Here is a 13416-nt window from a genome sequence, read left to right on the forward strand (position 1 = left end):
GTGAAGAACTTCAATAAGCAAATCACTTTATCGCTGAAAAATCCGTTTATTTTACATCATGACGTTTACGGACAAAAAGTCCTTCCGGGATTGGCTTATATTGATATGTTTTATCAGATTTTCAAAGAGCGCGGCTATTCATACGACGGGCTTCAGCTGCGCCATTTATCCATATATCAGCCGCTTATTGCGAAAGAAGACAGCGCCGTCAAGCTTACGGTTGAATGTACAAAGGTAAAAGAAGGGCGCTGGAAACTTACCGTAAAAGGGGCTGAGGTCAGCGGCGGACGAGTCCAGCCGGAAGAACGCATTTACGTCAAAGCGGAAATGCACGAGACGGGACCCGCAGTTTTCAGTGACACGATTGATCTTGACTCTGTCAAACGCGAGGCGGAACGCACCATCGATTTAAATGAGCTGTATGCACAATGCAGAAGCCAGGAATTGGTTCACAGCGGATATATGAAAGCAGAAGGAGAAGTGTTTGAGGAGCGGGACGGCGTCACCTTTGATGTATCGCTCGGAAAAGACGCGATGGGACAGGCCGGGGGGTTTTTGTTCCATCCGACTCTTCTTGACGGAAGCGGCGTCGGCGCAAACCTATTGATCTCATCGCTGTTAAATGGGGAAAAGAGGCTGTTTCTGCCTCTTTTCTACGAATCTTTTACAGCTTCCGAACCTTTGCAGGCCGGCTGCATCACGAGAATCAAACGTTCGTCGCTTCGGCAGGAAAAGGAGCTCATTTACATTACAATGGAGTTTTTTAACGCTTCCGGCCGGAAAGTAGCCGAGCTGAAAGATTTCACAAGCAAGCTCGTGCGGGATGCCGAGCTGATCAATACAGACCGTAAGCCTGCTGAGAAGTCTCCTGAAAAAGCCGGTTTACCGGAAGTTGCGGCATCGCTTGAAGGCGGACACCCGCATGAGGAAGCAGAGCGGTATGTCATGAATCTGATGGCGGAAAAAATCGGCAAGCCGCTTGAACAGATTGATTCTCAAGTCGGCTACTATGAAATGGGGCTGACATCGTCCGGATTGCTTGATGTCGTCGAAACGATCAGCGAAAAAATCGGCGAAACCCTTTCTCCGACTTTGCTGTTTGAATATACGACAGCAGCAGAGCTGGCAGCTTTCCTGACTGAGCAGTACGAGAGCCATTTCAGCGCGCCTCCGGCAAAAATGGAGAAGCCGGTTGAGCCGCAAACAGAGAGAAGACGGAAAAGCAGTGTTCCGCAAGATGAAGATATCGCCATTATCGGCATGGCCGGCCGCTATCCGCAGGCCGAAAATATTCATGAATTCTGGGAAAACCTGAAAGAAGGAAAAAACTGTGTCACCGAAATTCCGGAGTCTCGCTGGGACTGGCGCCGGTTTGAAAATGTAAAGTCGCCTTCCGGAAAGAGCATTTCAAAATGGGGCGGATTTATTGATGATCCGGATTGCTTTGATCCCCAATTTTTCCGGATTACGCCGCGGGAAGCTGAAACAATGGACCCTCAGGAACGGCTGTTTTTACAAACATGCTGGGAAACGATTGAGGATGCCGGATATACGCCGAAGTCGCTCGCAGAGGCGCGCGGACGGAATAAGAGACAGCGCGTTGGCGTCTTCGCAGGGGTGATGCATAAGGATTATACGTTGGTCGGGGCTGAAGCTTCTTCTGAAGATCATGTATTCCCGCTTTCTCTTAATTATGCGCAAATCGCAAACAGAGTTTCATATTTTTGCAATTTTCACGGGCCGAGCATGGCGGTCGATACGGTCTGTTCATCTTCGCTGACTGCGGTTCACCTTGCTGCGGAAAGCATTCGGCGCGGGGAATGTGAATCGGCAGTTGCCGGAGGCGTCAACTTGTCGCTGCATCCGAATAAATATCTGACATACGGTTTATGGGACATGTTTTCAACAGACGGGGTTTGTCATACATTCGGGAAAGACGGAGACGGCTATGTACCGGCTGAAGGAATCGGTGCCGTTTTATTAAAACCGCTGCGAGAGGCGGTAAAAGACGGAGACCGGATTTATGCGGTGATAAAGGGCAGTGCCGTCAATCACGTGGGGACAGTGAGCGGAATTTCCGTGCCGAGCCCTGTCGCGCAGGCCGATTTGATTGAAGAATGCCTGGACAAAGCGGGCATCGATCCGCGCACGGTCAGTTATATTGAGGCGCACGGGACGGGAACTTCTCTCGGCGATCCGATTGAGGTTCAAGGCCTTGTCAAGGCGTTCCGGCAGTACACACAGGACAAACAGTTCTGTTCGATCGGATCAGTGAAGTCCAATATCGGCCATGCGGAATCGGCGGCGGGCATCAGCGGCTTAAGCAAGGTTGCCCTGCAGCTTCACCATAAAACTTTGGTGCCGTCTCTTCATTCCGAGGAGCTGAATCCGTATTTAGATTTTGAACAATCACCGTTTTACGTCCAGCATCATACCGAAGAATGGCATCAGCCCTCAGTGACGGAAAACGGAAATGAGACCGTATATCCCCGGCGTGCAGGCATCAGTTCTTTCGGGGCGACAGGTTCAAACGTGCATCTCATTCTGGAGGAATTTATCCCTGAAGAATCACACGGAACAGTGGCTGAACCGGCAGAAGAACAGACATTCATTTTTCCGGTTTCAGCCCGGAATGAAGAACGGCTAAAAGAGTATGTTGCGAAGCTGTCTGCATTTATTCATCCCGGCCTGCCGCTTGAGGATGCGGCGTATACACTTCAGATCGGCCGTGAACAGATGGAGGAGCGGGTTGCGTTTACCGCTCAGAATATGACACAGCTCAAAGAGCGGCTGAAGGGCTTTCTGGCGGGTAAAACGGTCAGCGGGTGCTGGCGGAACCGAGCCGATAAAAGCAAACAGGCAGAGCTTGCTCCGGACTTGATACATAAATGGCTTTCTTCCGGGAGTCTGGGGATGATTGCCGAAAAGTGGGCCGGCGGAGGAACGATGGATTGGAATCTCTTGTACGGTGAAAACAAACCGAATCGGATCAGCCTGCCGACATATCCGTTTGAAAAAATCCGGTATTGGGTGCCGAAGGCGGAGAAAAGAGAATCGCTGCCGCAAAAAAGGGCAGGCATGCTGCATCCGCTCCTTCGTGAAAATGTATCAAACATGTCAGGCGTCCGTTTTCGGTCCTCTTTTAGCGGCGGAGAATTTTTCCTGAAAGATCACGTCGTCAAAAACGAGCGGACGTTACCGGGCGCGGCTTATCTGGAAATGGTTCGGGCGGCCGTGGAACACGCGGCAGAAACGAAGGAAGAAGGAACAGTCCGGCTGAAACATGTCGTATGGATACGTCCGTTTACAGCGGCGGATGAGTCCGCAGAACTGTATCTCCGCCTTTATGACGAAGAAAATGGGGAGATGGGATTTACGGTTTACAGTGAATCGGCTTCCTCGGAAGAAGAGCCCGTTCTCTATGCGCAAGGAAGCGCGGCATTTGTCCGAGCGGGCGAACCGGCCAAAATCGAGATTGACAAATTAAGAGAGTCACGCCGTCTGATCACACCTGACGCTTGCTATCAGGCATACAAACAGATGGGGATTGAATACGGGGATGCTCACAAAGCGGTCACGGAAATCTATGCAAACGACAGCAAAGTGCTCGCAAAGCTCTCACTCCCGTCATCTATTTCTCATACAAAAGATCAGTTTGTCCTCCATCCGAGCCTTTTGGATGCGGCCTTCCACGCGACAATCGGGTTAATGCTTGACAGAGACGGGACTGACATACGGCCGATGCTGCCGTTTGCTCTCGAACAGATCGATGTGTTGAAAAGCTGTAAAAGTGATATGTGGGTATCCATTGCGTACAGCGGCGAAAGCAAGCCTGAAGATGCTGTGCAGAAGCTGGATATTGATTTGTGTGACGAACAAGGCAATGTATGTGTGAAAATGACTGGTTATTCCGCACGGGAAATTGAAACGGATAAAACAGATACACTATTTTTTGAACACGTATGGGAAGAGAAGGCCGCTGTACATGAAAAAGCGCCGATCCATTTCAAAGCCCGTCACGTGATGATATCTGACCGGTTTACGGACCAAATGAACAGCATACAGACAGACTTCAGCTGTCATGTGCTCCGTGATCAGCATAAGAGTGAAGACGAACGGTTTGAAGCTTGTGCGCTTCAGGCGTTCGAAGAAGTGAAGAAAATCCTCGCTTCAAATTCCGGCGGGCGCGAGCTCATTCAGATTGTCGTGCCTCAAGAAGCGGATACGCAGCTCCTTTGCGGCTTAACGGGGCTTTTGAAAACAGCGGCGCTTGAAAACCCGAACCTGACCGGCCAGCTGATTGAAGCGGAACCGGACGTCAAGGCAGACACGCTGTCCCGATATGTAAAAGAATGCAGCGCTCATCCTGATGACAAGCATATTCGCTATGAAAACGGCAAGCGCTATACGGCACAATGGCAGGAAATAGGGCTGGAACAGTTCGGCGCCGAAAAGCCGTGGAAGGATAAAGGTGTTTATCTGATCACAGGCGGTGCTGGCGGACTCGGATTTTTATTCGCCAAAGAAATCGCCCGGCATGCAAAAGACGCCGTTCTTATTTTAACGGGGCGTTCTCTGTTGGATAACCGTAAAAAAACCCAGCTTCAAGAACTGTCCGATCTCGGCGCGCAAGCTGTGTACAAACAAACGGACATGACGGAAAAACAAGAAGTTCAATCGCTCACAGCGGACATCTGTCGGCAGTACGGCGGATTAAACGGTATCATACACAGCGCCGGAACGATAAAAGACAACTATATTCTGAAAAAGCACAAAGATGAGATCCGTGATGTACTGGCGCCGAAAGTCTCCGGACTGGTTCATCTGGATGAAGCGGCAAAGGACATTGAGCTGGATTTTCTGATTCTTTTCTCTTCCGGAGCCGGAAGCGCCGGAAGCGCGGGTCAGGCTGATTATGCGATGGCCAATGCGTTTATGAACGCCTTCAGTGAAAAAAGAAACCGTAAAAAAGCCCGAAATGAACGCTATGGACACACCCTTTCAATCTGCTGGCCGCTTTGGAAAGACGGCGGCATGACGGTTGATGCTGAAACGGAAGCCATGCTGACAAAAGAAAGCGGCATGGTCCCTATGCAAACAGAAAACGGCATTCAGGCTTTGTACCGCGGGTGGGCGGCAAACACATCCCAAGTCATGGTGACGGAAGGCTACGCCGCAAAAATCCGGGCGTTTCTGAAAAAATCAGCGGATCAGCCGGATAAGGGCAGCGAAACCGAAGAAACGGCAGGTCTTACAGCGGGCGGAGAGAACATGCTTGCAGAAAAAACGGAGCATTTCTTGAAACAAGTGCTTTCGGAAGTGACCAAACTTCCTGTCGGCAAAATTGACACCAAGGCGCCTATGGAAGATTACGGTATTGATTCGATTATGATTATGCATTTGACGGGCCGGCTGGAAAAGAGCTTCGGTTCATTGTCAAAAACATTGTTTTTCGAGTATCAGAATATCGAATCGCTGGCGCAGTATTTTATGAAAGCACACCGGGACACGCTGCTGGAAGTGACCGAGATGAAAACAGAAGAAACCCCTGCAGCCAAACCGGCGCTGTCTGAGAAAGCGAAAGTAAAGCCCGTTTTCAAACGGAATGAAGGCAAAAAAGGCTTTGCGCAAGTCCGTCTAGACACGCGGGAAAATCCAGTGACGGAGCGTGAAGATATCGCGATTATCGGTATGTCAGGACGATATCCGCAGGCCGAAAATCTTCAGGAATTTTGGAAGAACTTGAGTGAAGGCACTGACTGCATAACCGAAATTCCAAACGATCGCTGGGATCACAGTCTTTATTACGACGCTGATAAAGATAAAGAAGGCAAGACGTACGGAAAATGGGGAGGATTTTTGAAAGACGTGGACAAATTTGATCCGCAATTCTTCTCTATTTCGCCCCGGGATGCAAAATTGATGGACCCGCAGGAGCGGTTATTCCTGCAGTGTGTCTACGAAACGATGGAAGATGCCGGTTACACGCGCAAAAAGCTCACGGAAAAATCGGGTGATTTGCTTGGCGCCAATGTCGGTGTTTACGTCGGCGTCATGTATGAGGAATATCAGCTTTACGGAGCAGAAGAACAGGCGCGCGGAAAATCGCTTGCGCTGACCGGAAATCCGTCATCAATTGCGAACAGGGCTTCCTATGTATTCGGTTTTAACGGCCCGAGCATGGCTCTGGATACGATGTGCTCTTCTTCTTTAACAGCCATTCATCTGGCATGCCAAAGCTTGCGGAACGGGGAATGCGAAGCAGCATTTGCCGGGGGCGTCAATGTATCCGTTCATCCGAATAAATATTTGATGCTCGGCCAGAACAGATTTTTATCAAGCAAAGGCAGATGTGAAAGTTTCGGAGAAGGCGGGGACGGTTATGTGCCCGGTGAAGGAGTGGGAGCCGTACTCCTTAAGCCGCTTTCTAAAGCAAAAGCGGACGGTGATCATATTTACGGCCTGATCAAAGGAACGGCCGTGAACCATGATGGAAAAACAAACGGGTATTCCGTACCGAATCCGAACGCCCAAGCCGCGGTGATCAAACAGGCGTTAAAAGACGCGGGAACCGATCCGAGGGCGGTCAGCTACATCGAAGCCCACGGCACCGGAACTTCACTCGGCGATCCGATTGAAATCACGGGTCTGACAAAAGCCTTTTCAGAACAAACACAAGATAAACAATTTTGTGCCATCGGCTCAGCGAAATCCAATATCGGGCACTGTGAAAGCGCGGCGGGCATCGCGGGTCTGACGAAGGTGCTCCTGCAAATGAAACATAAGCAGCTTGCACCGTCACTGCATTCCCGGACGCTTAACCCGAATATTGATTTTCTCGCTACGCCGTTTAAAGTGCAGCAGACGCTTGAAGAGTGGAAAAGACCGGTCATAAATGAAAACGGAATAAATAAAGAATTGCCGAGAACCGCGGGGCTTTCCTCATTCGGAGCCGGCGGCGTCAACGCTCATATCGTCATCGAAGAATATTCCGCTGATGAGGATAAGGAGACGGCTTTTGCCGCGCCTCATCCGTCGATGATCGTCCTTTCCGCGAAAAATGAGAAACGGCTTCAAAAACGGGCGGAACGTCTTCTTGATGCACTGCGGAGCGGGCGTTACCGGGAAGCGGATCTGAGCCGGATCGCATACACGCTTCAAATCGGCCGTGAACCGATGGAAGAGCGTCTCGGAATGATTGTCAGCAATTTGCGCGAGCTTGAAGAGAAGCTTGACGAATTTACGGGCGGCAAGGAGTCAATTGACCAGCTCTACCGCGGACAAGTCAAACAGAATAAAGACACGATGGCGCTGTTTGCGGCTGATGAGGACATGGAAAAAACCATTGAGGCATGGCTTGAAAAAGGCAAAGCCGCAAAGGTATTAGAGCTTTGGGTGAAGGGCCTTCCGCTGAATTGGGATAAGTTGTATCAAATGGGCAGACCGCAAAAAATCAGTCTCCCGGCCTACCCGTTTGCAAAAGACCGTTATTGGATCGACATATCAGCAGATGCAGCTGTCAAAAAACCGGCCGAAACACAGTCTGCGCCGATCGCACCGGCGGCCGCACCCGAACCGGTCATTGAAGTAACAACTCTTCATGAGGAGACTGCCAAAGAAAAACCGTCAAACATTTCATTGCAGCCTTTGAGCGGCGCGAAACCGAAAATAACCCAGTCTGTTTCCCGTCCGGCGGTTTCCGCTGAGAAAGTAAGTGCCGTATTGACCGAAAGTTTGGCAGACATTTTATATATGGATGCCGACGATATCGACGCAGACGACACATTTATTGATATCGGCATGGATTCAATTACCGGTCTTGAATGGATAAAGGCTGTTAATAAAACGTACGGCACGTCCCTTACGGTGACGAAAGTATATGATTATCCGACAATTCGCCAGTTTGCGGCTTTCTTGCAAAAAAAGCTCGGGACAGAACCGATCCTTGAGGAAGCAACCGAACCGCAGAAAACAGAGGCCGTGAAAAAACCGTCAAACATACTGCTGCAGCCTTTAAACGCTCATAAGCAGCATGTGATACAAGCAGAAGCGGATATTCTGGAGGCGATGTCTGAAACGGCAGCTTCCGCCGAACCGGAAGAACCGATTGAAGCGGTGCATGACGAGTTATCAAAAGCACTGGCTGATGTATTGTACATGGAGCGGCATGAAGTAGATATTGATGAGGCCTTTATTGACTTGGGTATGGATTCGATTACCGGTCTTGAATGGATAAAGGCCGTCAATAAACGGTACGGCACGGACTGTAACGTAACGAAAGTGTATGATTATCCGACAATCCGCCAATTTGCCGATTTTCTGCGTACGCAGCCGTCCGTCCGCGGAAGAAAAAAACAGGCGGTTCCCGTACGTCCAAAGCCGCTTACGCAGCAACACGCCCTGCAGAAGAAAACACCTGCCGAGCCTGAGAGATTAACGGTTCAAAAGGAACCTGAACCGGTGCAGGCCAAACGGGAGCCTAAAGACGAGATAGCGGACGCGATAGCCATCGTCGGCATGTCGGGCAAGTACCCGGATGCGCCGGACCTAAAGACGTATTGGGACAACTTAGCCCGTGCGAAAAATGCCATTCGCGACATCCCGCTTTCCCGCTGGGATGTAGACAAATACTATGATCCGGCCTTAAACAAGAAGGGCAAAGTATACTGCAGATCAATCGGTATGCTTGACGGCATTGAAGAATTTGATCCGCTGTTCTTTAATATTTCTCCGTCTGAAGCGGAACTTATGGACCCGCAGCACCGGATATTTTTACAGGAAGGTTTTAAAGCCTTTGAAGATGCGGGTTACAGCTCAAAAGAATTAAACGGGAAAAATTGCGGCGTTTATTTGGGGATTATGAACAATGAATACGGCATGATGTTAAACAAACATCAGACAGGAGGAAGCGCGACGGGCAACAGTTTCAGCATCGCGGCGGCCCGCCTGCCTTATTATCTCAATTTGAAAGGGCCGGCCATTCCGGTTGATACGGCATGCTCTTCATCTCTCGTCGGGACTCATTTGGCGCGTCAGGCGCTGTTGAATCATGAAATTGACATGGCGCTTGTCGGCGGCGTGACCTTGTATTTAACGCCTGAATCATACATCAGCATGTGTGAAGCCGGAATGCTGTCTCCTGACGGCCAATGTAAAGCATTTGATAACAGTGCGAACGGATTTGTGCCCGGCGAAGGCGCGGGGGCGCTCGTTTTGAAGAGGCTGAAAGATGCGGAAGCCGATCAAGACCATATTTACGGAGTCATTATCGGATCTGGAATTAACCAGGACGGAAAAACCAACGGCATTACCGCACCAAGCGCGAAAAGCCAAATGGATTTAGAGCGCCAAGTGTATGAAGCGCACAACATCCACCCTGAGAGCATCACCTATGCGGAAATGCACGGCACCGGCACAAAGCAGGGGGATCCGGTTGAATTAGAAGCCCTGTCTTCTGTATTTAAGGAAAAAACGGACCGCAAACAATTTTGCGCCATCGGTTCGGTTAAATCGAATATTGGGCATACGTCGGCGGCGGCAGGTGTAGCAAGCGTCCAGAAGGTTCTGCTGTCGATGAAGCATCAGCAGCTTGTGCCGACCCTTCATTTCAGCACGCCGAATGAACATTTTGATTTCGATGACTCGCCTTTATTTGTCAATACCGAACTCAAACCTTGGGAAACAGGCGGAGCACCGCGGCGGGCCTGTGTCAGCTCATTCGGCTACAGCGGCACAAACGCTCATCTCGTTATCGAAGAGTATCAGCCGAAAGACAGGGGAAGCCGTAAGTCTGATGAGACAAACATTTTTGTGCTGTCGGCGAAAAAAGCGCCGCAGGTAAAAACCTATGCCGAGTCTGTGATCGAATTTGCAAAAGCCAATCAGAATATCAATCTTTCAGATATGGCGTACACGCTTCAAACCGGGCGTGATGCGATGGATTACCGTCTTGCGGTTACAGCCGGTTCGAGAGAAGAACTGATCAGCCGTTTAACCGATTTTGTAAACGGAAATACGGGTGAAGGGATATATGAAGCCCATATCAAAACGGCTAAAAAAGAACTCAAAGCATTTGAAACGGACGATGATCTGAAGCAGCTTGTCAGGTCATGGTTCGATAAGAAAAAATACGCCAAAATAGCGGAATTGTGGGCCAAAGGCCTTCAGATGGACTGGGAAAGACTCTATCAAGGCGAAAAACCCCGCAGAATCAGTCTTCCGGCTTACCCATTTGCGAAGGAGCCGTACTGGCTGCCTGAGCCGAAAGCCGCATCGCAGGAAACAGAAGACCGGCGCGAGGCTGTGCTTTTAGAAAAGCAATGGGTTCCGTGTGAGATCGATTCGGCCGGTGAGAAAAGCGGCAGGACGGTCATGATTCTGGCTGATGAAAGAACAGCGGAGCTAGCCGAAGAGACTGCGAAGCATTTCACTGACTCGTTCATTCTCCCGGTCGATTCTGCTGATACTGCAGCTAGCGATTGGAATCACATAGATGGCGCAATCGATCTGACGGGATGCGGAGACGAAGACCCTTCACTGAAAGGGATCAGCCGGCTCCAGACTCTGATTGATACAAGCCGCCGGCAAGCGCGGCCGCTGACGCTGCTATATGTAACAAAAGGATTGGAGCCATTTCAGCAGAAAACGATTCATCTTGCAGGAGCGGCAAAAAGCGGCCTGTACAGAATGCTTCAAAATGAGTATCAAAACGTGACGTCAAGACACATGGATGCCGATACAGATACGGATCAGCAGACGCTTGCCAAACAGATTGCAGATGAATTTTCGGCGGACAGCACAGAACCGGAAATCTGCCGCCGAAACGGACAGAGATACCGTGCTTTATTCAGGGAGATTCCAAGCGGGAAGCGGGCAGAACATAAGCCCGCACCGTTTCCTGAAGACCATGTGCTTTTCATTACCGGAGGCACGAGGGGACTGGGTCTCTTATGCGCCCGCCATTTCACAGAAAAACACGGCGTGAAAAAAGTAGTGCTGACAGGCAGGGAGCCGATTCCTCCCCGCCATGAACGGTCAGCCGTTAATACGAGGCTGAAAGAGAAGATACGGGCGATTGAAGAGATTGAAGCAAAAGGAGTGCAAGTGGCGGTGATCAGTCTGAAATTGTCTGATCATGATGCGGCGGCAGCGGAAATTGAAACGATCCGGCGCACGATGGGACCGATCGGCGGCGTCATTCACTGTGCGGGATCGGTTAATTCAGTAAATCCGGCGTTTATCAGAAAGACTGCCGACGATATACAAGAAGTGCTGGAACCGAAAGTCGCAGGGCTTCAAACATTAAGCAGCCTTTTCACAAATGATCCTTTGCAATTTTTTGTCTTATTTTCTTCAGTATCTGCAGTCGTTCCGGCGCTCGCGGCGGGACAGTCGGATTATGCGATGGCAAATGCGTACATGGATTATTTCGCGGCGGCTCATCAGCATCAATATCCGTTAGTCAGCATTCAATGGCCGAACTGGAAGGAAACCGGATTGGGTGAAGTCCGCACAGAAAGCCTGAAGCAGACCGGGCTGCTGGGACTGTCCAACGCGGAAGGCCTTGACTTGCTGGACCGCATTTTATCTGAAAACATCCGCCCGTCCGTTCTGCCGGCTATCATTGATCGGAGCGAATGGCATCCTGACAGGCTGCTCTGTCTAGAGAAAACACAAAAAGCCGTAATAACCGGCAAAGCCGCGGAAAAACATTCAGACAGAGAACTGCTTCTTGATACGAAGGCGTGGCTTGTGAAATTGTTTTCCGATGAGCTGAAAATCGCTCCGGAAGAACTGGAAACAGACGAACCGTTTCAGGATTACGGGGTTGATTCGATCATTTTAGCGCAGCTTTTACAGCAAATGAATCAAGCGCTCAAAGAGGACTTAGACCCATCTGTTTTATATGAACATCCGACGATTGACGCGTTTGCCGAATGGCTTGTATCCAATGGGCAGCCGCTGCTTGCAGAAAGAGAGGAACCTGATACAGAAATCTTGGTTCCGGCTGCCGTACAAACGGTTCACACTGAACAAAAGCGTGATGCCGTAACTGAAGACATTGCCGTCGTCGGAATGAGCTGCCGTTTTCCGGGAGCGGAATCGTTAGACCAATATTGGGACTTGCTGAGAAGCGGCAGGTCCGCAATCGGCTCCGTCCCGGCGGAACGTTTCGGATATGCAAATCAATACGTTGCGGGATTGATTGACAATATGGATCACTTTGATTCCGAATTCTTTTTCATTCCGGAAAACGACGCGAAAGCGATGGACCCTCAGGCGTTGGCGGTGTTGGAAGAGAGCTTGAAACTTTGGTGCCATGCCGGCTATACCCGTGAAGAAATCAAGGGCATAGAAGCCGGTGTGTATATCGGAGGCCGCAGCCAGCATCAGCCTGATCCTGAAAGTCTTGCGAATACCCGCAACCCGATCGTTGTTGGCGGGCAGAATTATTTAGCGGCAAACGTTTCGCAATTTTTTGATCTGCGCGGGCCGAGCATCGTGCTTGATACGGCTTGTTCATCGGCTTTGACAGGAATGAACATGGCCGTTCAGGCACTGAGAAGCGGCGATATCAAAGCGGCGGTAGTTGGCGGCGTCAGCCTGCTGAACACGGATGCGGCGCACCGGATGTTCCAAGAGCGCGGACTGTTAAACGAAAAACCGGCATTTCACGTATTTGACAAGCGTTCAGGCGGAGTTGTCCTCGGTGAAGGCGTCGGCATGGTGCTGTTAAAAACAGTAAGCCAGGCGCAAAAAGACGGCGACACGATACACGCAGTCATTAAGGCCGCCGCCATGAACAATGACGGCAGAACGGCAGGCCCGTCAGCCCCTAATATGCAGGCGCAAAAAGACGTTATGCAAAGCGCGCTTTTCAAAAGCGGCAAAAAGCCGGAAGACATCACTTATATCGAAGCAAACGGATCGGGTTCCGCGGTGACTGATTTGCTTGAGCTGAAGGCGATTCAATCCGTATACCGCTCAGGTCAGCATGTTCCGCTCGGCATCGGGTCAATTAAGCCGAACATCGGGCATCCGCTTTGCGCAGAAGGCATCGCTAGCTTCATTAAAGTCGTATTAATGCTGAAGCATAAACAAACGGTTCCGTTTCTCTCAGGAGACGAACCGATGCCGCATTTTGATATAACAAAGACAGATTTTCACTTTCATAAAACAGCTGGCGAATGGGATGCAGCCAGACCGTCAGCATCCATCAACTGCTTTGCCGACGGCGGAACGAACGCCCACGTCATTCTGGAAGCTTGGGAAGAAAAAGATACCCGAATGAAAAGAAAGCCGCTGCCGGTACCGTCATTAAGACGTAAGGCTCTGGTAAAAGAACCTGACGTACGAGCGGAGAAACAAGAGCTTCCTGCGAAAAAAATGTTTTGGAAAGCATTTAAATGAGAGAGG

1 protein-coding gene is annotated in these 13416 nt (G+C 50.3%); it reads left to right on the plus strand.

Features of this window, described 5'->3' with window-relative positions:
- The gene (locus U2H13_RS08990) at window positions 1-13410 is read left to right on the plus strand and encodes an SDR family NAD(P)-dependent oxidoreductase (protein ID WP_376700774.1); all 13410 of its coding nucleotides are present in this window, start codon (window positions 1-3) and stop codon (window positions 13408-13410) included.
- Window positions 13411-13416: the final 6 nt, after the last annotated feature.

The organism is Bacillus sp. A1 (assembly GCF_042296235.1).
Classification (GTDB): Bacteria; Bacillota; Bacilli; order Bacillales; family Bacillaceae; genus Bacillus; species Bacillus velezensis.